This window comes from Methylophaga sulfidovorans (assembly GCF_900114205.1).
Lineage (GTDB): Bacteria > Pseudomonadota > Gammaproteobacteria > Nitrosococcales > Methylophagaceae > Methylophaga > Methylophaga sulfidovorans.
Map to the genome: position 1 here is coordinate 41,670 of NZ_FOSH01000003.1, position 21,686 is coordinate 63,355.

25 protein-coding genes and 1 tRNA gene are annotated in these 21,686 nt (G+C 41.8%); 22 read left to right on the forward strand and 4 right to left on the reverse strand.

Features of this window, described 5'->3' with window-relative positions; translation table 11 throughout:
- Positions 1-10 precede the first annotated feature (10 nt).
- Positions 11-1,447 carry a sodium/proline symporter gene (locus BM232_RS02835; RefSeq protein ID WP_091711676.1) on the forward strand — a complete coding sequence of 479 codons (1,437 nt, stop codon included), beginning with the start codon at positions 11-13 and terminating at the stop codon, positions 1,445-1,447.
- Here the strand turns inward: BM232_RS02835 and BM232_RS02840 are convergent.
- Positions 1,444-1,995 (reverse strand): chalcone isomerase family protein, encoded by a 552-nt coding sequence (locus BM232_RS02840; protein ID WP_091711677.1) that lies wholly within the window; start codon positions 1,993-1,995, stop codon positions 1,444-1,446. The two genes, BM232_RS02835 and BM232_RS02840, sit on opposite strands and share 4 nt — an antisense overlap.
- Before the next feature lie 147 nt (positions 1,996-2,142).
- Between BM232_RS02840 and BM232_RS02845 the strand changes: the two genes are divergently transcribed.
- From BM232_RS02845 to BM232_RS02880, 8 genes are read left to right on the forward strand one after another with little or no spacing between them, the layout of a single operon-like run.
- On the forward strand, positions 2,143-3,048 hold the full coding sequence (locus BM232_RS02845; protein WP_091711678.1) for an acyl-CoA desaturase: 906 nt from the start codon (positions 2,143-2,145) through the stop codon (positions 3,046-3,048).
- 8 nt (positions 3,049-3,056) lie between these two features.
- Positions 3,057-4,301 carry an NAD(P)/FAD-dependent oxidoreductase gene (locus BM232_RS02850; protein ID WP_091711679.1) on the forward strand — a complete coding sequence of 415 codons (1,245 nt, stop codon included), beginning with the start codon at positions 3,057-3,059 and terminating at the stop codon, positions 4,299-4,301.
- Entirely contained in the window at positions 4,302-5,099 is a 798-nt protein-coding gene (locus tag BM232_RS02855) for a DUF1365 domain-containing protein (RefSeq protein ID WP_091711680.1), read from the forward strand.
- A complete protein-coding gene (locus BM232_RS02860; RefSeq protein WP_091711681.1) occupies positions 5,096-6,361 on the forward strand; it encodes an SAM-dependent methyltransferase in 1,266 nt (421 codons plus the stop codon). Before BM232_RS02855 ends, BM232_RS02860 begins: the two co-directional genes overlap by 4 nt.
- On the forward strand, positions 6,354-6,878 hold the full coding sequence (locus BM232_RS02865; RefSeq protein WP_091711682.1) for a DUF2878 domain-containing protein: 525 nt from the start codon (positions 6,354-6,356) through the stop codon (positions 6,876-6,878). The genes BM232_RS02860 and BM232_RS02865 overlap by 8 nt, the downstream gene beginning before the upstream one ends.
- The gene (locus BM232_RS02870) at positions 6,871-7,641 is read left to right on the forward strand and encodes a DUF1295 domain-containing protein (RefSeq protein WP_091711683.1); all 771 of its coding nucleotides are present in this window, start codon (positions 6,871-6,873) and stop codon (positions 7,639-7,641) included. Before BM232_RS02865 ends, BM232_RS02870 begins: the two co-directional genes overlap by 8 nt.
- Positions 7,571-8,653 carry an SAM-dependent methyltransferase gene (locus BM232_RS02875; RefSeq protein WP_245752800.1) on the forward strand — a complete coding sequence of 361 codons (1,083 nt, stop codon included), beginning with the start codon at positions 7,571-7,573 and terminating at the stop codon, positions 8,651-8,653. The genes BM232_RS02870 and BM232_RS02875 overlap by 71 nt, the downstream gene beginning before the upstream one ends.
- A 7-nt stretch (positions 8,654-8,660) precedes the next feature.
- A complete protein-coding gene (locus tag BM232_RS02880) occupies positions 8,661-9,968 on the forward strand; it encodes a sensor histidine kinase (RefSeq protein ID WP_091711685.1) in 1,308 nt (435 codons plus the stop codon).
- Here BM232_RS02880 and BM232_RS02885 read toward each other — a convergent pair.
- Positions 9,963-10,661 (reverse strand): response regulator transcription factor, encoded by a 699-nt coding sequence (locus BM232_RS02885; RefSeq protein ID WP_091711686.1) that lies wholly within the window; start codon positions 10,659-10,661, stop codon positions 9,963-9,965. The two genes, BM232_RS02880 and BM232_RS02885, sit on opposite strands and share 6 nt — an antisense overlap.
- Positions 10,662-10,827: 166 nt before the next feature.
- Here BM232_RS02885 and BM232_RS02890 point away from each other — a divergent pair, with 166 nt between their 5' ends.
- The 3 genes from BM232_RS02890 to cfa all read left to right on the forward strand — a co-directional run bounded on the left by BM232_RS02890 (position 10,828) and on the right by cfa (position 13,184).
- Complete coding sequence (locus BM232_RS02890) at positions 10,828-11,028, forward strand: (2Fe-2S)-binding protein (RefSeq protein WP_091711687.1); 201 nt, start codon at positions 10,828-10,830, stop codon at positions 11,026-11,028.
- Positions 11,029-11,345: 317 nt separating this feature from the next.
- The gene (bfr, locus tag BM232_RS02895) at positions 11,346-11,825 is read left to right on the forward strand and encodes a bacterioferritin (RefSeq protein ID WP_091711688.1); all 480 of its coding nucleotides are present in this window, start codon (positions 11,346-11,348) and stop codon (positions 11,823-11,825) included.
- 171 nt (positions 11,826-11,996) lie between these two features.
- A complete protein-coding gene (gene cfa / locus BM232_RS02900; RefSeq protein WP_091711689.1) occupies positions 11,997-13,184 on the forward strand; it encodes a cyclopropane fatty acyl phospholipid synthase in 1,188 nt (395 codons plus the stop codon).
- Here the strand turns inward: cfa and BM232_RS02905 are convergent, their stop codons facing one another.
- Complete coding sequence (locus tag BM232_RS02905; RefSeq protein WP_091711690.1) at positions 13,185-13,415, reverse strand: DUF2789 domain-containing protein; 231 nt, start codon at positions 13,413-13,415, stop codon at positions 13,185-13,187.
- Positions 13,416-13,587: 172 nt separating this feature from the next.
- On the opposite strand from BM232_RS02905, the gene BM232_RS02910 reads away from it, so the two are divergent.
- A complete protein-coding gene (locus tag BM232_RS02910) occupies positions 13,588-14,187 on the forward strand; it encodes a helix-turn-helix domain-containing protein (RefSeq protein ID WP_091711691.1) in 600 nt (199 codons plus the stop codon).
- Positions 14,188-14,499: 312 nt separating this feature from the next.
- Positions 14,500-15,147 (forward strand): DUF4276 family protein, encoded by a 648-nt coding sequence (locus BM232_RS02915; RefSeq protein ID WP_281248264.1) that lies wholly within the window; start codon positions 14,500-14,502, stop codon positions 15,145-15,147.
- Positions 15,148-15,465: 318 nt separating this feature from the next.
- Here BM232_RS02915 and BM232_RS02920 read toward each other — a convergent pair.
- Positions 15,466-15,552 (reverse strand) — tRNA-Leu (locus BM232_RS02920).
- Positions 15,553-15,733: 181 nt separating this feature from the next.
- On the opposite strand from BM232_RS02920, the gene queA reads away from it, so the two are divergent.
- From queA to ahpC, 8 genes are all read left to right on the forward strand, one after another.
- A complete protein-coding gene (queA, locus tag BM232_RS02925; RefSeq protein ID WP_091711693.1) occupies positions 15,734-16,777 on the forward strand; it encodes a tRNA preQ1(34) S-adenosylmethionine ribosyltransferase-isomerase QueA in 1,044 nt (347 codons plus the stop codon).
- A complete protein-coding gene (locus BM232_RS02930) occupies positions 16,761-17,492 on the forward strand; it encodes an RNA methyltransferase (protein ID WP_091711694.1) in 732 nt (243 codons plus the stop codon). The genes queA and BM232_RS02930 overlap by 17 nt, the downstream gene beginning before the upstream one ends.
- The gene (gene cysE, locus BM232_RS02935) at positions 17,489-18,274 is read left to right on the forward strand and encodes a serine O-acetyltransferase (RefSeq protein WP_091711695.1); all 786 of its coding nucleotides are present in this window, start codon (positions 17,489-17,491) and stop codon (positions 18,272-18,274) included. Before BM232_RS02930 ends, cysE begins: the two co-directional genes overlap by 4 nt.
- Positions 18,275-18,330: 56 nt before the next feature.
- Positions 18,331-18,777: an Rrf2 family transcriptional regulator gene (locus BM232_RS02940; protein WP_091711696.1), complete on the forward strand. Its 447-nt coding sequence runs from the start codon at positions 18,331-18,333 to the stop codon at positions 18,775-18,777.
- Between the two features lie 154 nt (positions 18,778-18,931).
- Positions 18,932-19,258, forward strand: a complete 327-nt coding sequence (locus BM232_RS02945) for a HesB/IscA family protein (RefSeq protein ID WP_091711697.1) — start codon at positions 18,932-18,934, stop codon at positions 19,256-19,258.
- Positions 19,259-19,372: 114 nt separating this feature from the next.
- Positions 19,373-20,674 (forward strand): adenosylmethionine--8-amino-7-oxononanoate transaminase, encoded by a 1,302-nt coding sequence (bioA, locus tag BM232_RS02950; protein WP_091711698.1) that lies wholly within the window; start codon positions 19,373-19,375, stop codon positions 20,672-20,674.
- Between the two features lie 153 nt (positions 20,675-20,827).
- The gene (pqqA, locus tag BM232_RS02955; protein WP_081443609.1) at positions 20,828-20,899 is read left to right on the forward strand and encodes a pyrroloquinoline quinone precursor peptide PqqA; all 72 of its coding nucleotides are present in this window, start codon (positions 20,828-20,830) and stop codon (positions 20,897-20,899) included.
- A 184-nt stretch (positions 20,900-21,083) separates the two neighbouring features.
- Positions 21,084-21,650 carry an alkyl hydroperoxide reductase subunit C gene (gene ahpC, locus BM232_RS02960; protein WP_091711699.1) on the forward strand — a complete coding sequence of 189 codons (567 nt, stop codon included), beginning with the start codon at positions 21,084-21,086 and terminating at the stop codon, positions 21,648-21,650.
- Positions 21,651-21,686 lie beyond the last annotated feature (36 nt).

The window sequence follows — 21,686 nt, forward strand, 5'->3', positions numbered from 1 at the left end:
GGAGGATGTCATGATTTGGAGTTTTCTAGGATTTCTTGCCATTTTTGTGGCTATTGGTGTGAGTTCGGTTTTTTTCAGTCGCGGCACCAAAAAAGATTATTACCTAGCCAGTAGTGACATTCCTCCCAGCCTTGTTGGCTTATCTGCCGTAGCCACAAATAACAGTGGTTATATGTTTATTGGCGTGATTGGTTATACCTACGCTACGGGGCTCGCTTCCATCTGGATCATGATTGGCTGGATTGTAGGGGATCTGATTGCCTCTAGTTTTGTTCACTCACGTTTGCGTCGTGCGACCAGTGAGAGTGCTGAACCAAGTTATGCAGGTGTATTAAGCAATTGGTACGGACAAAATGATATTGTCTTGCAACGTTTAATCGCCTTGATTTCATTAGTATTATTACTGGCTTACGCCGGTGCTCAACTGATTGCTGGTAGTAAAGCACTGCATGTTTTATTTGGCTGGCCGGCATACACTGGCGCAATTATCGGTGCCGTTATGGTGACCTTGTATTGTTTTGCTGGTGGTATTCGTGCATCGATCTGGACTGATGCTGCCCAATCGGTAGTCATGATTGTGGCTATGAGCCTGATGTTAGTCATTGCGGTTTCTTCTCTGGGAGGTGCTTCAGCCGCTATCCATGAAATGGATAAAGTCGATGGCTTTCTCAATTTATTTCCACAAGATTTAGTATTTCCCGGTTTAACTGGCGGTGTCTTATTTGCTCTCAGTTGGATGTTTGCTGGTTTTTCAGTCATCGGTCAGCCACATGTGATGATTCGTTTTATGGCCTTAAGTCATGGCAATAAAATGATACGAGCACGTTTGTGGTATTACCTGTGGTTTACTGCGTTTTACTGCCTGGCTACTGGCGTTGGTATGTTATCCCGCGTTTATCTGGGCGATGTAAATTCTTTTGATGCGGAGTTGGCGCTACCTAAAATGGCGATGGAGTTATTACCTCCAGCTCTGGTCGGTTTAGTGCTGGCTGGAGTATTTGCTGCAACAATGTCTACCGCTGATTCATTGGTGTTGAATTGTTCTGCAGCAGTGACACATGATTTACTGCCACACAATATCGAAAACACCTTGATCCTAAAACTAAGTACGATAGGGATCGTCACGGTCGCTTTACTGTGGGCTTTAACCAGTTCAGATAGTGTATTTAGCCTGGTTATATTTGCCTGGTCTGGTCTGGCCAGTGCGTTTGCTCCTTTGCTTATTACCTTATGTATGGGGTTCAGACCTAGCCAACGACTTAGCATTATTGCGATGTTTACCGGTTTGGCTGTGGCATTAACATGGCGTTATTTTGGTCTGCATAATGCCGTCTACGAAGGCTTACCGGGCATCATGAGTGGTCTGCTGATATTAGCTGTTGGACTTCTGTGGAAAAAAAAGACAATGGGTACGACACACAGAGCAGTTGCTGATTCTTCAGCTTAGTTATATTGATTTGATATGGGGGCGAGCAGGTCTTGTTTCAGATCAGTATCAAAAGGGTCAGTGCCAAACCATATCTGATAGTAAGATTCTGCCAGTAATGATGATGAGCTGTGGGCAAGTTGGCGGCCATTTTTAAATAAATACAGACCATTCTGCGTTTGTCTTATATCGTAACTGTCGCCGTCTTTAACATCTTCATAAGCCGCATTAAACCGTTTTAACTCCACCTCAATAGCTTTGTAGTCAGCTACCGATAAATTACGTTTTAGCAAGGTTTCTGCCGCTTCAACAAAATCAGCACCCTTGATAGCACGATGGTAAAGAAATGAGAGTTGTTTCTCGCCACGAATTTCTGGCAGTTTATTGCAATCAAAAAGGTAGAGAGCAGCATCGGCGACATCAATAAATGCCATCACATCAATAGCTGTTTCATGACATTTTTGTAATGACGGTGATGTGTTTGGCAGTGAATCAGGGAAACTATTATCTGCCCATGTGAGGCTGGAGAAAAATATTGCCATAACCATGGGTGATAGTCTGAACATCATCTATTTGCTTTCCCGATTTGAAAAAATGAAACACAATAGCATTACAATCTCCATACTGTGAATTTAAGGTGAAACCGCACCATAGCTTGTTTCACATCAAATTCACAGATTGCTCAATAGGCTATTCAGTATCTTTAAAGGACTGATATGAAATCACTCAGATACTGGTTTGATAGTAATAACGACACGGTATATGCCTCGGCCGATAATACGATTGATTGGTTTAGAATCATCCCGTTTATCGTGTTGCATTTAGCCTGTCTTGCTGTTTTCTGGGTGGGTGTATCACCTGTTGCTGTATTCACTGCTGCCTTTTTGTATTTCATCAGAATGTTTGCCATCACTGCGTTTTATCATCGTTATTTTGCACATAAGTCTTTTAAAACAAGCAGGCCGGTGCAGTTTGTGTTTGCTGCGATAGGTGCATCTTCAACACAACGTGGCCCGATCTGGTGGGCTGCTCATCATCGTCAGCATCATCGCCATGCTGATACAACATCAGATCCTCACTCACCACAGGATGGCTTTTTATGGAGCCATATGGGCTGGTTTTTGACTAAACGTTTTTTTCAGGCCGATTACAGTCTGGTGAAGGATTGGACTCGCTACCCCGAACTACGCTGGCTGGACAGGTTTGATATAGCGATGCCAGTCGTTCTTGCTCTAGCCTTGTTTGGCTTTGGTGAGTGGCTGCACTGGCTTAAACCTGAGTGGCAAACCAATGGCTGGCAGATGTTGGTGTGGGGCTATTTCATTTCTACTGTTGTTTTACTTCATGCAACGTTACTGATTAACTCACTGGCACATAAATGGGGTAAACGTCGTTACAACACGAAGGATGATAGTCGAAATAACTTTTACCTCGCTTTATTAACACTGGGAGAAGGATGGCATAACAATCATCATTATCATGCATCATCAGCCCGGCAGGGATTTTACTGGTGGGAAATTGATATCAGCTTTTACTTATTAGTTTTTATGAAAAAACTGGGGCTGATATGGGATATGCGAACTATCTCAGCTGACAAACGTGATCACCGAGCAGGGATATAGGTGATTAAATGAAGATTGCTATTGTAGGTGGTGGAATCTCAGGTGTAACAGCCGCATGGTATTTATCAAAACAGCATGACGTTACCTTGTATGAAGCTAATGATTACATTGGCGGACACACCGATACCCATCAAATTGATATCGCTGGTAAGACATGGTCAGTAGACACCGGCTTTATTGTCTTTAATGAATATAACTATCCTCATTTCAGTCAGTTGTTACGTGAATTTGAAGTGGATGCCTTTGACACTGAAATGAGTTTTGCTGTGCATAACGCTGATACAGGCTTGTATTACAATGCCACGAGTCTCAATAGATTATTCTGTCAGCGAAAAAACATCATCAATCCCAGCTTTTATCGAATGATTACCGATATTGTGAGGTTTTATAAACAATCTCCCAATATCCTTAAAGAGCCCAATAATACCCAAACAGTAGGCGAGTATCTGAAAAAGCATCATTACAGTGATGTTTTTATTGATGATCATCTGATACCGATGGCCTGTGCCTTATGGTCCGGACCATCTGTCAGTCTGCTGGAAATGCCGGTTCGCTACCTAATTGCCTTTATGGCCAACCATAAGATGTTATCGCTGACTACCCGGCCACAGTGGCGTGTGGTGAAAGGCGGTTCCAACCAATATATAAAACAATTTATGCAACGCTTTACCGGGCAGATCCATCAGGGGACCGCTGTCGAAAAAATTCAACGTCTTGATGATGGCGTGGTATTGACCGTGGCTGATAAAAAGCATGTGTTTGATGCCGTTGTTATAGCCTGTCATTCCGATCAGGCTTTATCTATGTTGGCTGATTCCAGTTATGACGAGGCCACCGTTCTGGGTAATATCGATTATCAGAAAAACCATATGCAACTGCATACAGATGAGTCGGTGCTGCCACCTACTGAAGCTGCCTGGGCAAGCTGGAATGTATATGTGAGTCTGGCTTTACAAGAAAAATGCACGGTGTCTTATCATATGAATACATTGCAAAAATTAGAGGCACCGGTGGAGTTTGTCGTTTCTCTTAACTCTGCTGAGCGTGTTGATCCTCAGAAAGTATTACTTGAGCGCCATTATTCCCACCCGGTGTATAACGAAAAAACCTTGGCAGCACAGCAACGCTGGGCTGATATTTCAGGTCAGCGGCAGACTTATTTTTGTGGGGCATACTGGGGCTGGGGATTTCATGAAGACGGTGTAAAAAGCGCCTTAAACGTTGTGCAGCAAATTAATGGAAAGGCTGAATAGATGTTTTCCACTGCACTGATGAAGGGCGAGATTAACCATACACGCCTACAACCAAAGCAACACCAGTTTCAGTATCCGATTGCGATGTTAATGCTGGATGTGGATGAGATTGAATCCGTCTTTGAGGGAAATCGCTGGTGGTCAGTTGAGCGCTTTAACCTGATTAGTTTTAAGCGTAAAGATTATCTTGGTAGACATAACGGTGATTTAAAAACCACGGTTGAATCGTTGATTTTTAAACGCACAGGTGAACAGTTTTCGGGCAAGGTCTATTTGTTAACACATCCTCGTTATCTCGGTTTTGTTTTTAATCCGGTGAGCTTTTATTTTTGTGTTAATCATCAGGGCCAGCTTGAATATGTGCTCGCTGATATCAATAACACGCCATGGGATGAGCGTTATTGTTATGTCTTAAAAGCCGAGAAAAATACGTCTTCGCAGTCGGTGATTTCTGTGTTTGATAAAGAATTTCATATCTCGCCATTTATGCCAATGGATATTCAATATGAATGGCGTTTCTTCTGGCGTGAAGATGAACTAAGTATCGATATGCATCTGTTTCGTGATCATGAAAAACAGTTCACGGCAGATATGATGCTGAAGGCTCAGTCGCTTAACCAAAAAAGCATGTCACAGTTACCTTTGGATTTTCCTATGCAGACACTCAAAATAGTCTGGCGTATTTACTGGCATGCACTAAAACTCTGGCTACGCAGAGTACCTTTCTATAGTCACCCACAAGAATCGTCCGAGAACAGTCAATATCAGAATAAATCATCTTTGAAGGATAAATCATGACACCGCCAATTCATGCTATACGACAAAGTGAATTAAAAATCAGCAAGTTTCATCGCCTTTGTTTGCATCTTCTTTGTAAGCAGTTAAAACACCTTGAAGATGGATTTTTAGTGATTGAAATGGCGGAGCTGCGGCTGGAATTTGGCGATTCGACTGCTGAATTAAAAAGTCATATTTTTGTTAAACATCCCCATTTTTTTGAAGCGGCGGTATTAGGTGGTTCAGTCGGTGTCGCTGAATCGTATATGGATGCCGAGTGGCAGGTGGATGATCTAACACGACTAATACGTTTATTTGTGAGAAACCGTCATCTGGTGGATGGCATGGAGGAGGGAATAGCCAGACTGGCGGGTTTATTAATGCAAGGCGTGCATTGGCTGAGAAAAAATACCCGTGCTGGCAGCCGAAAGAATATTGCAGCTCACTACGATCTGGGAAATGACTTATTTGAGTTATTCCTGGATCGTGAGCATATGATGTATTCGTCTGCACTTTATTATGATTCAACTGAAAGTTTAGAGCAGGCGCAAAGTAATAAGCTGGCCCGTTTATGCGACAAGCTGGACTTACAACCGGACGATCATTTACTGGAAATTGGCACAGGTTGGGGCGGTTGTGCAGTCTATGCAGCGCTTCATTATGGTTGCCGGGTAACGACAACGACCATTTCACAACAACAGTATGATTATGCCGTTCGTCGTGTCCGTGAATATAACTTGCAAGACAAGATCACGGTTTTACTGGAAGACTATCGAGATTTAGAAGGCCAGTACGACAAACTTATTTCTATCGAAATGGTTGAGGCGGTAGGTCATCATTTTATTGATGAGTTTTTTCAGCGTTGCAGTGACTTGTTAAAAGCCGATGGTGTTGCCGTAATTCAGGCGATTACTCTGGAAGATCATCGTTATCAGCAAGCTGTTAAGTCAGTCGATTTTATTAAACGTTTTATCTTCCCTGGCAGTTTTATTCCCTGCGTGAGTGTCTTGGTGAACTCAGCAGCCAAAGCGGAGATGAAATTAAGCAATCTGGAAGATATCGGCACAAGCTATGCTCAAACGCTGCAAGTCTGGCGTGAACGTTTCTTCGACAAGCTGGAACAAGTCAAAGCCATGGGTTATGACGACCGTTTCATAAGAATGTGGGAGTTCTATCTTTGTTACTGCGAAGGTGGTTTTATTGAACGCAGTATTAGTGATGTTCATTTAGTCTTCAGTAAACCAGAAAACCGACAGCCATCGTGGATTCCGGGACGTGGCTAATATCTTTAACTTTATCGCTTTTCAGCTGGTCTGGTTTATCAGTATTTTTTCGGCAGCAGCAGAGAGCAGCCGTTATGCCTTACTAGCAACAGCATTGTTTATGACTATCCAGTTATGGCTCAGTCCATGGAAAAAAACGGATATCAAGCTCATATTGTTGGGGCTATTAGCCGGGATGCTCCTGGACAGTATATGGCTAAATACGCATCTGATGAATTATGCCGATAAAAGCTTTATTCATCTCGCTCCTTGGTGGATAGGCTGCCTTTGGATCAACTTTATGTTGACCCTGAATCACTCACTAAGCTGGCTGCAATATAAACCCGTCTTACTGGCTTTATTATGTATTGTCGCAGCTCCTTTATCTTATTATGCCGGCAGTGAAGCTGGTGCTGTCACACTCCACACACCATTCCTCGCATTAGCTGTGGTATCGATAAGCTGGGCTGTCTGGATTCCTGTTTTAATGCATTTTGCCAATCATTGGCGAGAAAAAGAGGAGGCAAGACATGCTTGAGCTGAGTCTTTTAATAGCCAGTATCACCATGCTGATAGGCTGGATATACGAAGGGAAAACCAATAATGCTGGTGTAGTGGATGTGCTCTGGTCAGCGTTGATGCTGAGTTTACCCATTTTGTACGCATGGCAGATGAACGGTGACATAGTATTAAGAGTTGCCAGTGCAGCATTAATGAGCCTTTGGTATTTACGCTTATTTGTTCACCTTTCAGCACGGGTTTTTTCAGAACCTGAAGATGGGCGTTATCGCTATCTCCGTGAATATTGGGGGGATAAAACCCACCGCAATCATTTTTTCTTTTTTCAGTTTCAGGCTTTATTGGCGTGGGGATTTACCTTACCAATTTGGTGGCTGGCTCAGGTTGAGTCGTTTCAGCCTATATGGCTTGTTATTGCGTTTTTATTAACCATGACGGCCTGGATAGGTGTGTATATTGCTGATAAACAACTGGCCGAGTTCAGACAAAATCCAGCCAATAAAGGCAAGGTTTGTCAGCAAGGTTTGTGGTTTTATTCGCGTCATCCCAACTATTTTTTTGAATGGTGTCACTGGTTCAGTTACCCGGTTATTGCCATCGGCATTGCTGGTGGAGAGTGGTTATGGCTGATGCCTGTGGTGATGTTTGCCTTTTTGTATTTTATTACAGGCATTCCCTATACCGAACAACAGGCTATCAGAAGTCGCGGTGATGCTTACCGACAGTATCAAAAAACAACCAGTGCATTTATCCCTTGGAGAAAGAAAAATGGGCATGATTGATTTGGCCGAAAAGAAGTGGTTTCCGGATAGTCTGATTCGTATAGGGATAAGACAGTTATTGAAACAACGCTTAAAAGAAGAATTTGCTGCCGAACCAGATAAGCTAAGTCAGCGTAAACAAGACTGTATTGAGCAATTAAAACAAAGCCCAATAGCGATAGAAACACAGGCGGCGAATGAACAACATTACGAAGTGCCTGCCGAATTTTATAAAGAAGTATTAGGTAAACGCTTTAAGTACAGTGGTTGCTATTGGACAAACAGTTGCCTGACGCTCGATGATGCCGAAGAAGCCATGCTGGATATCTACCTGGAAAGAGCCAATCTAAAGAATGGTCAGGATATTCTCGAACTCGGCTGTGGCTGGGGATCGTTAACGATATATATGGCTGAAAAGCTGCCATTTGCCAAAATTACCGCCGTGTCTAATTCTCACTCTCAGAGAAAATATATTGAAGAACAATTGCTTGAAAGAGGTTTGAGTAATGTTCAGGTGATTACCTGTGACGTTAATGAGCTGGAACTGGAACAGCAATATGATCGGGTAGTATCGGTTGAGATGTTTGAACATATGCGTAATTACCAGCGCTTATTCGATAAGATTGGTGACTGGCTAAAAGCAGAAGGTAAGTTATTTGTTCATATTTTCTGTCATCGAGAAGTGGTTTACCCCTTTGAAACAGAAGGGGATGATAACTGGATGGGACGCTATTTTTTTACCGGTGGACTGATGCCTTCTGCTGATACCTTGTTGTATTTCCAGTCCGAACTAGCCATACAGCAGCAATGGTTGATTAATGGCAGTCACTATCAGAAAACAGCCGAGGCCTGGCTGGAAAATACCGATAAGAATGAGGCCAATGTGTTACGTTTATTTCGTCAAGTCTATGGCGATGAGGCTGATACCTGGTTACAGCGCTGGCGTTTGTTTTTTATGGCGTGTGCCGAGTTGTTTGGCTTTGATAATGGTAATCAGTGGTTAGTGGGACATTATCTTTTTGTGAAAAAATGAGCGACTGATGGCGAAAAACAAAACCACTCTTCATGCCAAGTTAATCAAAGTTTTCCTGATACAGGTTGTCTTAATTAGTCTGGTCACCGTTGGTGGCATCTATGCAGCTAAAACCATGGTTGAAGGGATGTTGGTACGCAAAGCCTTAGAGGGAGAAGCTCAGCATTTTTGGGAAATGCGTGAGAAAAATCCAGATTTTTCTCCGCCCGATACCATGAATTTAAAGGCCTATTTGATCACTAATGGCGATTATTCCACTTTACCCAAAGATTTGGTTAACCTGTCACCAGGTTATCAACGGGCACAAGTGAATCAACAAACACCGATTGTCTATATAGAAGATAAAGGTAACAGTCGACTTTATCTGCTTTTTGATGAAGTGAAAGTATCTCGTCTCGCTTTGTTGTTTGGTATGTTGCCGCTGGCTGGTGTTCTTGTCGTGTTATATATTCTGGCGTGGATAGCCTATCGCCAATCGCATAAAGCGGTATCCCCAATTGTGAAATTGGCTAAGTCGGTCAGAGAGGCCGAAATCAGATATGGCAGTCTTCCTGATTTTGATTTGCAGGAATTACGCGATATTCCTGATGATGAAGTATCAAGTTTAGTAGGGGCACTTGATCAATTTACTCAGCGTCTTGAGCTGTTTATCGATAGAGAACGCCATTTTACTCGTGATGCCAGTCATGAACTAAGAACTCCGATTGCCGTTATCAGAAGTGCGATGGAATTGCTTGAGCGTCGTTATGATGTTGCTAATGATAAAACGATGCGACGGGTCTATCGCACTTTACATGATATGGAATCGTTGATTGAAACCTTATTAATACTGGCCAGAGAAGAAAAGGCCGTACTGCCGGCTCAGGATGTCGATATAAATGCGATGGCATTGAAACAGCTTGATACGCTTGAGTCTCTATTCAAAGATAAAGAGATTAGTGTGCGTATTGATGAACAAGCGAAATTAGTCGTGAAAGCACCTGAATCAGTTGTTTCGATTCTGATGAGTAATTTATTGCGTAACGCCTTTAATTACACACCCAGAGGCAATGTGGTCATAACCATCTGGCAACAGGGCTTTTCGGTTACCGATAGTGGCGTCGGTATGAGTGAACAGCAAGTCAAAAATGTGTTTGAGCCTTTTTACCGAGGAGAGGGCAATAACAACGAGAAAGGCTATGGTTTGGGTATGACCATAGTAAAACGTTTATGTAATCGATATGACTGGCATCTTCGCGTTACCAGTGAATTAGGCAAAGGCACGGAAGTAAGTGTGCATTTCCCTAAATCACAGATAAAAACTCAGTATTTATAAGTCTTTTTCTTCACACAATTTATAACCGACCCCTGGAATGGTGTGTAATAAATGTTGCTGATAAGGTTTATCAATCAGTTTTCTGAGGTTATAGAGATGGCTGCGTAAGGTATCACTATCCGGCGTGTCCTCGCCCCAGATCTCTGTTTCTAGTTTTTCACGGGTAACCAGCTTAGGTGATTCACGCATAAGAATTTTCAGAATTTGTAGCATGATAGGGGAGAGCCGGACCGTTTCTCCTGCACGAGTAACGCGCATCGTTTTCGGGTCAAACACCATATCAGCAATCTGTAATGATTTTGTATCCATCTCACCACGATGGCGACGAATATGCGAGATTAACCTTGCCTCTAATTCTTTCATCTCAAACGGTTTGATCAGGTAGTCATCAGCACCGTACTCAAAGCCGCTCAATTTATCATCCAGTGTATCTCTGGCTGTCAGCATCACAATGGGCATATCTAACTGTAACTCACCGCGTATACGTTCACAGACTTCAAATCCATCAATACCCGGCATCATCACATCCAGGATCACAGCATCATAATGATTCTGGCTGCATAGCTTTAATGCAGTCAGACCATCAGCAGCGAAATCCACAGTCATGCCACCTTCTTCTAAAAAGTCCCCTACATTCGCCGCAAGATCCTGATGATCTTCTACGATGAGCACCGTTGCTGGGTTTATTTTCATCTATTCATCCTTAATTTTCATTGTGTGCAACATAAGAATAACGTATTGATGTATGGGCTTTGTGAAAAATGCATCATTTTATTTAGGAATAATCTAAAAATACAATTGACTCATGAAATAACAATCATTATCATTAACATCAAGGTCATCATAAATAGGCACTGCAATGATTGTATGTATCTGTAACAATGTAAATTCAGACACTATTACCGAAGCGATGGAGTCTGGTGCAAATAGCCTGCATCATATTCGTGAGCAGACAGGTGCATCTGCATGTTGTGGTAAATGCCAATTTAAAGTCAATCGTTTATTGAATGATTTTCAGCAGGAAGATGTAATGCCTTCTGCTTGCTCAGGCGAAGCTTGATATTCCCGCAACCAATAGCTGAGTCGGTTTAATCCTTAGCGATTCTTATTATTACCATCAGTCAAATCTGTCACTGTCAGCTCTTTCTAGCAGAGCTTAGTTCTTCATCCTTATTTAATCTAAGTTGATAAACACTAAGGTGTTTTTGATTTTTATCCTGCAAAATATCTCTTGAAAGTTTTCGTTCTATACCTCGGCCATATTTCAATCTAGATGATAATAATTCCGATTTTATTTTTAAAACAGTCGTTTAACTTTGACATTTGAATAAGACAAACGATAATCATGGCAACTTTATACAAAAATAAGGAATTGTTATGAAAGGCGATAAAAAAGTTATCGAATATTTAAATAAAGTATTAGGAAATGAGCTGGTAGCTATCAACCAATATTTTCTTCATGCCAAAATGTATAAAGATTGGGGTTTACATAATCTATACGAACATGAATATCATGAATCAATTGATGAAATGAAACATGCTGATAAATTAACCGAGCGTGTTTTATTTTTGGAAGGTTTACCTAACCTGCAGGATCTTGGTGCACTGCGTATCGGTGAAAACACAAAAGAAATGCTAGAAAGTGATTTAGCTCTCGAACTAGAAGCCATTCCTGATTTACAAGAAGGCATTAAGTATTGTGAATCTGTTGGTGACTACGTTACCCGTGATTTATTTCAGGATATTTTAAATTCTGAAGAAGAGCATGTTGACTGGTTAGAAACACAGCTTGGCCTGATTGAGAAAATGGGTCTGCAAAACTATCATCAAGCACAGATCGTTAAAGAAGCAGAATAATAATAAAGCTCTACAGAAATACAAACCCGAGCACGACATAAGTCTGCTCGGGTTTTTTTATGATGTCATACGTTAATATACGAATTGTAATTTCTGCTTTAACTAGGTAATTTACTTATAAGTCAAATTCTTCAATTTACTCAGGCTCACTCTCTGGAGGTAGGGAAAGGCATGACTAGATTCAAGCAACATGATAAAAGTGATGATGCCTTGATTTATTCAACGCAAAGTCAGGCATCCCTTTCTCCACCCGCAATTCTGCGAGATTTAGCTAAACAATGTGATGTGCGCTTTAACGGCAAGCAACCCTGGGATATCCAGGTACATCATCGTGATGTGTATTCCCAGATATTAACCAAAGGTTCATTAGGCTTTGGTGAAAGCTATATGGACGGACTATGGGACAGTGAACAGCTGGATGAGCTTTTCTATCGAATCATGCGAGCCAATATTGAAGAGCATCTGGTAGGTGTAGGTAAGTTCGCACTAATTTTTCAAAGTCTTCGACATCGCTTTTTTAATCTGCAAACGGTAAAGCGTGCTTATCAGGTCGGTGAGCAACACTACGATATCGGTAATGATGTGTTTGAGGCCATGTTGGACCCGACGATGAGTTATTCATGTGGTTTCTGGCAAAAGGCCGATACACTGGAGCAAGCTCAGCTGGATAAGCTGGATATGATCTGTAAAAAATTGCAGCTTAAACCTGGTGAAAAATTACTTGAAATCGGCTGTGGCTGGGGTGGCTTAGCCAGACATGCTGCAAAAAATTATGGTGTTGAAGTCTTAGGTATCACCATCTCCCAAGAACAACAAAAATTAGCTCAACAACGCTGTAAAGGCTTACCTGTCGAAATTCGTCTGACCGATTATCGCGACTTACAAGGGCAGTTTGACAAGATTGTCTCGGTAGGGATGTTTGAACATGTCGGTGAAAAAAATTATCCCATTTATTTCGACACCGTAAATCGTTTAATGAAAGATGATGGTTTATTTCTACTACATACGATTGGTATTTACAAAACCATCCATCGTGTTGATCCCTGGATTGATAAATATATTTTTAGAAATGGACAACTGCCATCAGCTGAACAGATAGCAGCAGTGTTAAACAAACGTATGGTCATAGAAGATTGGCATAATTTTGGACAAGATTATGCGCTGACATTACTGGCCTGGTGGGATAAGTTTGAAGAGGCCTGGCCAGAACTCTCACAAAAATACAGCCAACGCTTTTATCGGATGTGGAAATATTATCTGATGAGCTGCGCCGGATTCTTCAAGTCACGGCAAGGGCAGCTATGGCAAATTGTTTTGACTAAGCGTGATCGTTTAGAAACGTATCGATCTATTCGTTAGTTATTCATGAAGAAGCACATTCAGTTGATCCACGACTTCTGCCCAGTCTGAATCTTCTGATAAACATTCCTGAATGAAACCTCTTTGTGAGGCTGTCCAGAACTCAGCTTGCTCAATAGGCTGGTCAGCCTCTAGCTTATGTTGTTTTATAAACTCATCCATGGCTGCAGTGTCATTATCTAAACCCAGCTGGAGAAATAAATTTTCCAGTGAATGCAAACTCGTATCCATAGTAATGCCTCTTGCTTTCAAAAATCTCAGTCTTTCATATTAGTACAATAGAGAGGTTGTATCTTTCAAATTTATAACTAATTTTACTTATTCTCCTAATCTAAGCGTAAAATCAAAAAAGTGATTAAATTAGTGTAAACTATTGCACACAACTTAATATGGTGTGACTGTTATGGAAAAAAGATTGTTTACCACTACTCAACTTGCGAGCTTACTTGGTGTTACAGCTAGAACAATACAGCTCTGGTCTAATAATGGGCTGATTAACGTTGTAAAAACACTCGGTGGGCATCGACGAATCTCTGAGGATGAAGTGATTCGACTAGCTGAGAAATTAGGGAAACCGATTCCGGAAGAACTAAAAAGACAAAAAAACTCGACGATCAACCTGAATGCTCAACTGACAGTTTTGCTTGTGGATAAAGATCGCGATTTATCTAAATTATACAAGTCCCAGTTACTGCAGTGGCAGGAAGGATTACCGACAAATATTCACATAACTGATAGTGGCTTAGATGCGCTGATTATGTCCGGCCTTTATAAACCAAACCTGATTATGATTGATTGGGATATCGATAATATTGATGTGATAGACATGGCCCGTGCTATCAGAAAGAACACTGAGACCCAGCACGCCAACATCATCATCATGACCAAGCAGGATAAAGCTGCTTTAACGAAAACGCTGACACTACCTGACAATGTGATATTAGAAGAAAAGCCAGTATCTTTTGCCTTGATAAAACGATTACTTGAAAAACACTCGGGATAAATATCAGTTCAGGAGCAGGGCAGAAGACCTATTCAAGCCTTTGTTACCAAAACAGCTAGACGTCTTTATCCTCGACCAAGTCAAAGAGCGAACGAAGATGTCTGGCCGATTCATAAAATAGTCATAATTGAATGCTATATTTTCTGAATCGCGGGCATCAGTAACGCCTCTCTCACTCTCTCCTCGGCTTCAATTGTTGCTTTTTAGGTGCCCGCTTTTTTTCTATGGCAAGCCCCACTTAACAAAAAACATTACCCCCTAATGTCATCCAAAGTGGGCGTTTGCCGCCTATGTTTATTTTGCTAATGCATTATCTGTGAGGGGCAAACAGAAGAAATGTTTGTAAACGAGGTTTTGTGCGAACCATTAGCAATCAAGGGTATATATCTCTACCCATCTTTGGTAGGAAAACCTGGTCATAAAGGTGGTAATTTCAAATACGAGAGAGTTTTACGTGATATTCGAAATAGACTACTTGATGATGAGAACTCGTTTTGCACTACATTTTTCGATTTTTATGGCTTACCTGAAGATTTTCCAGGTAAACAAGAAGCCCTTAGCCAGAATCAGCCGGTTGATAAAAGTCGCATTCTGATAGAGCATTTTCTTAAGAAGTTGAAAGAAGATATCGGTGATGATGCTTTGACTAGGTTTATACCTTATATTCAGCTATATGAATTTGAGGCATTGTTGTTCAGCTGTCCGGCATCTATTGCAAGCGAAATCGGTAGTCAGTTAGAACAGAAGTTAATTCAAATAAGAAATGCTTTCCAAACTCCTGAGCATATAAACAATAGTCCTGTAACAGCCCCAAGCAAAAGAATTATGGAGATATGTAAGAGCTACGACAAAGTGTTACACGGCTCTCTCATTGCCATGGATGTCGGTGTGGAAAGGATGAGAGAAGAATGTATCTTATTCAATGAATGGATGTCTAGATTACAAGCGCTATCTGTTTAGTTTCATTTTTATTCTTATCCAGATGTCTGGCAGTTTTCAAAAAAGTAGAGTCTCAATCAAGCTTGTTTATGGAATTAGTCCAATGATTATGTCGTGTTCGGAAGTAATATTTTTCGAGACTTTATTTTGAAGTGATTTTTCTGCTAAGCAGTAAAAATGGTTCTGCCCAATGATTTCACTGAGAGTACTGTGTGAAAACTGTCTATTTGATTTAGTTAGAAATTTTCTGTGGGATGGTGTGGGTTATTATGGCTACCGCCATTTTACCGCCACTCTGGATTTGTTAAGATTCTAGTCTATTGATTTGTATAAAAAAGTTGGTACCGAGGGTGGGAATCGAACCCACACTGAGTTTCCCCAACCGGATTTTGAATCCGGCGCGTCTACCAGTTCCGCCACCCCGGCAACCTAAGCGCGAAATTATAACGTCTACCCATGTGGATGGGAAGACCGATTTTCATTTGTAACCGACGCCAAAATCTAACTGGTTGATCGTAATAGCTAAAGATGAATTTATTGCAGCCGAATAGTGGTGATAAGTATTAATTAAATGCTGTTTTGACAGACATTTTGCTATGATCGCGCCATGAAAACGAGTGACTTCCAATTTGATTTGCCTGAAGAGCTAATCGCCCAATACCCTTCTGAAAACCGAACTTCCAGTCGATTATTGTTTTTGGATGGGAATAGTGGACAGCGTCAGGATTTACAATTTACCGATCTTTTATCACTGCTGAATCCCAAGGATTTATTGGTGTTTAATAACACCAAAGTGATTCCTGCACGCTTATTTGGTGTGAAGGATAGCGGTGGCAAAGTTGAAGTGTTAATTGAGCGTGTACTCGATGAAACTCGGGTGTTAGCACATATAAGAAGTAGTAAATCGCCTGCTGCAGGTCGTCATTTGCAACTGGAAGGGGTACTTGATGCTGAAGTGTTGGGGCGTCACGATGCCTTATTTGAGCTGAAGTTTCACGGTATTGATTCAATCATTGATGCTTTAGATGAGTATGGACGGTTGCCGTTACCACCCTATATAGAACGAGAAGTGGATAAAGAAGATTTAGATCGCTATCAGACGGTTTATGCCCGAAATGTCGGTGCGGTAGCCGCGCCCACTGCAGGTCTGCATTTTGATGAGGCCTTATTAAATAGAATTCGCGAAGCAGGTATTGAAACAGCAGAGTTAACATTGCATGTGGGGGCAGGGACATTCCAGCCTGTCAGAGTGGATGATGTTCGCTCACATCAGATGCATAAAGAAGTTATTGATGTTAGCGAGCAAGTGGCTAAACAAGTCAAAGCAACACGAGCACGAGGTGGTCGTGTTATTGCTGTCGGTACCACCAGTGTAAGGGCACTTGAGTCTGCATCTGCTAATGGCGAGATTGCTGCTTATCAGGGGGAAACGGATATTTTTATTTATCCTGGTTACCAATTCAAAAGTGTTGATGCCATGGTGACAAATTTTCATCTGTCTGAGTCAACATTATTAATGCTGGTCTCTGCTTTTGCTGGCAAGCAGCACATCATGGATGCATACCAATATGCGATCCAGCAGCGCTATCGGTTTTTCAGTTACGGCGATGCTATGTTTATAACAAGGAATAATAATGAAGTCGTTGGATAATGTTCGTTTTGTACTGGTAGGGACGACTCACCCCGGTAATATTGGTGCGGCTGCCAGAGCGATGAAAACGATGGGAATAACCAACTTACATCTTGTCTCGCCAAAAATTTACCCAAGTGCTGAGGCAACGACACGTGCGTCTGGTGCTGATGATGTCTTACATCGAGCAGTGGTACATGATAGCCTCGACGCAGCGCTGACTGGTTGTCATTATGCTTTTGCGATGAGTGCACGATTACGTCATCTCCATGTGCCTGTTATGAATCCACGTGAAGTGGTCACGCAACTTGAAAAATTCGACGATGACACGCATATAGCTATTGTGTTTGGTCGTGAGCATTCAGGTCTGTCGAATGAAGAGCTGGATCGATGTCAGTATTTAGTCAATATTCCTGCGAATCCTGATTATAGTTCGTTAAATCTGGCTGCTGCTGTTCAAGTAGTAGCTTATGAACTGAGGATGAGCTTTCAACCTAATATTGATTTTGGTCGTATTGGTGAAGAGCGTGAAGCCATCACTTCTGATGATTTAGCTCACTTATATGATCATTTTGAGCGTTCATTAACGACAATTGGTTTTCTGGATCCTGAAAATCCCCGGAACCTGTTACGTCGTATTCGTCGGTTATTTAACCGGGCCGATATGGATCGAAATGAACTACAAATTATGCATGGTATTTTGCGTGCAGCAGAAACCAAAGCGAGGAAAGAATGACAGATAAAATAAGCCGCTGGGAACGCATCAAAGAAGATATTTCTTGCGTATTTGACCGTGACCCAGCAGCACGCAATGTATTTGAAATTGTCACGACATATCCCGGTGTTCACGCGCTACAGTTTCATCGTTTAAGTCATTGGCTTTGGCGTTCAAACTGGAAGTGGTTAGCGAAGTTCATTTCCTCTATTGCTCGCATGTTTACCGGGATTGAAATTCATCCTGGTGCCAAGATCGGTCGTCGCTTTTTTATTGACCACGGCATGGGCGTTGTTATTGGTGAAACCGCTGAGATTGGTGATGATGTGACGCTTTATCATGGGGTCACTCTTGGTGGTACATCATGGAAAGAAGGTAAACGCCATCCTACGCTTGGAAATAATATTGTGGTGGGTGCGGGAGCTAAGGTTCTCGGTCCAATTACACTTCAGGATGGTGCCCGTATTGGTTCGAATGCCGTTGTTGTTAAAGACGTCGCATCCGGTGAAACTGTTGTTGGCGTCCCAGGCAGAGTCGTTAAAACTAATCTGAGTGAAGATGAAAAACAGCGTCAGAAACTGGCTCAGTCAGTTGGCTTTGATGCCTATGGTACATCGAGTAAAACCATGGATCCGGTAGCCACAGCTATTCATGGTTTAATTCAGCATGTTCATGCGATGGATAAGCGCGTTGATGCCATGTGCAAAACGATTCACAGACTTGGTGGCGAGTTGCCAGACGTGGAAATGCCAGATCTGGAAGGCTGTGATATCTATAAAGATAATGATGAGAATAAAAGTTGACTAAAATAGTCAGGCATGTAAACTTTACACGATAAAGTTTATTCTGGATTGTAAGAATGCGTTTAACCACAAAAGGTCGCTACGCGGTGACCGCGATGCTTGATCTCAGCCTCAATTATGGCGTTGGCGCGATAACTCTGGCAGATATTTCAGAAAGACAAGGTATCTCTTTATCTTATCTGGAACAGCTATTCGCCAGACTGAGAAAACAAGGCCTTGTCAGCAGTTCTCGTGGTCCTGGTGGTGGATACCGATTAAGTCGGGAAGCAGACACGATTACCGTGTTAGATGTTATTTCTGCTGTCGATGAGAAAGTAGATAGTACTCAATGCGAAGGCCGTCAAAATTGTCATGGTCATGAGCAATGCTTAAGTCATGAGTTATGGCAGAGCCTGAGTGATCAGATACGCGTATATCTTGATGGTATTACACTTGCTCAAGTCGTATCTAATTTTGAGAAGAGTCGCAGCGGCGAGAAAGTTATCGCTTTTGATATGATCTAACCCATTTCGATTTCGTGTCTGACATTCGCTGTTGAATACGATGCTTTTCCAATCCAATTATTCAATATGAATTGATGAATGCTTATGTTCTCATTCAGATTGAAACATCCTTAATTAACTATAGTCTTAATCACTGAGTGATATAGGTGAAAATATGATTACATTGACTGAATCTGCCATTAATCGTGTCAGAGATATGATGACCAAACGCGCTTCAGGTGTCGGTTTAAGAATCGGTGTCGTCAAAAGTGGTTGTTCAGGCTACAGTTATGCGCTTGACTATGCTGATGACGTGGCTGCTGACGATGTCGTTGTTGAACATGGTGACGTTAAAGTAGTGATTAATGAAGAGGCCATGCCGATACTGGATGGTATGGAACTTGATTTTGTCCGTGAAGGATTAAACCAGAGCTTTAAATTCCGAAATCCTAATGTGATTTCTGAGTGTGGCTGTGGCGAGAGTTTCAGTGTCACCAAATAAGCGATAATATTCTTTCTTACTAGTGCCCGCTAAATGCGGGCATTATTGTTTTTAGCAGATTGAATTTAAATAAAGCTTACTGTGAATCAGCTTTAATTTTACCTAGTGAATAACATGACAGAACTAACAAATCTTGAATTTGATGCCGCTCATATCTGGCACCCCTATACCAGCGTGGCACATCCACCTCTACTGCACGAAGTAGTGTCAGCAAAGGGTGTTAGGTTAACGTTGGCAGATGGCCGTGAAGTAGTCGATGGTATGTCATCCTGGTGGTCAACTATTCATGGTTATAATCACCCAAAGCTTAATGAAGCCGCACATCAGCAAATCGATACGATGTCTCATGTCATGTTTGGCGGGCTGACACATGAGCCGGCAGTGAATCTTGCCAGAAAGCTGGTGGAAATTACTGACGAAAGTTTGCAGTATGTGTTTTTGGCAGACTCAGGTTCAGTATCTGTTGAAGTAGCTATCAAAATGGCTATTCAATACTGGTTTGCTCAGGGAAAAGCGGAAAAGCATCGTTTGTTAACCTTCAGAAATGGCTATCACGGTGATACGTTTGGTGCGATGTCAGTCTGTGATCCGGTGAATGGCATGCATAAGATGTTTGAAAAAGTGCTGCCGCAGCATCTTTTTGCTGCTGCGCCTGAGTGTCGGGATGATGCTGACTGGCAAGACAGCTATATCGAAGATTTCAAAGGTTTGGTACAAGAGCATCATCAGGAACTAGCGGCTGTGATTGTTGAGCCCTTGGTTCAAGGTGCTGGTGGCATGCGTGTTTATTGTGCTGAATATCTTCGCCAGATTCGCGCATTATGTGATGAATTTAATATCCTGTTGATTTTTGATGAGATTGCGACTGGCTTTGGGCGAACAGGCTCCTTGTTTGCCTACGAACAGGCTGGCATCGTTCCGGATATTATTTGTATGGGTAAAGCCCTAACCGGTGGTTATATGACGCTAGCGGCGGTTATGTGTAATCAGAAGGTTGCTGATGGTATTGCGGCCGATGGTTCTGGTGTGTTGATGCATGGCCCGACATTTATGGCCAATCCGCTTGCCTGTCGTGTGGCGGCTGCTAGTATTGATTTATTACTGGAGAGTGATTGGAAAACGAAGGTGTTAGCTATCGAAGAGATTCTTAACACCGAGCTAACAAAATATCGTGCTCATGACTTAGTGAAGGATGTCAGAGTCAAAGGGGCGATTGGCGTGGTTGAACTCAATAAACCACTTGATGATGCGATGGATTGGTTGCCAGGATTTATTATCGATCAGGGGGTTTGGATCAGACCGTTCAGAACCATGATTTATATTATGCCGCCATATATTATCGATGAGTCTGATCTTCGCTTACTGTGTGATGCGATCGGTAATATTTTGAATGAGTTGAATTCTACTGAGCGCTAGATGACCATACCGCTAAACAATTCTGTTTCTTTTAATAAGAATAATCCTGAGTTTAATCAAGCAAGACCCTGATGTGACTCTTACTGGGATTTACTACTATGTAATCACGTTGTTTTCACTAGAAATAACGCACCCTAAAAAGAGGAATTGATTATGTGGACTAAACCAGAATACTCAGATATGCGTTTCGGCTTTGAAGTTACAATGTATATTTGCAATCGTTAAGATTGATAAATAATATTAAAAAAGCCCTTGGAGTCTGACTTCAAGGGCTTTTTTTATTTTTCCGATTGGTTAATCGGTTTTATCAATCATACTAATAGAATTAAGTCGTTGTACCTATTTATGTGCCTCGACTACAATGCGAACTGTCACTTACGACACTAATGCAAAATTTAAGGAGCAAATAATGTCTACACTGATTAATACAGAAATCAAACCATTTAAAGCGAATGCTTACCACAATGGCGAATTCATCGAAGTTTCAAGTGAAGACCTGAAAGGTAAATGGTCTGTTTTCGTTTTTTACCCAGCTGATTTCACTTTCGTCTGCCCTACAGAATTAGGTGATGTTGCAGACCATTATTCTCAACTGCAAGAAATGGGCGTTGAAGTTTACTCAGTATCAACTGACACACACTTCACTCATAAAGCATGGCACGATGCTTCAGACACCATCAAAAAAATCAAATTCCCAATGATTGGTGATCCAACTGGTGTTATCAGCCGTAACTTTGAAGTCATGATTGAAGAAGAAGGTCTTGCACTTCGCGGTACATTCATCGTTAACCCAGAAGGTGTTATTAAAGCCGCTGAAATTAACGACCTGGGTATTGGCCGTAATGCCAAAGACTTAGTCCGTCGTGTACAAGCAGCACAATATGTTGCAACTCATGATGGTGAAGTATGTCCTGCTTCTTGGCAGCCAGGTGAAGAGACTCTGTCTCCATCTTTAGACTTGGTTGGCAAAATCTAATCAGGCTTAAACGACCTGTCCGGGCAAGTGCCTGGG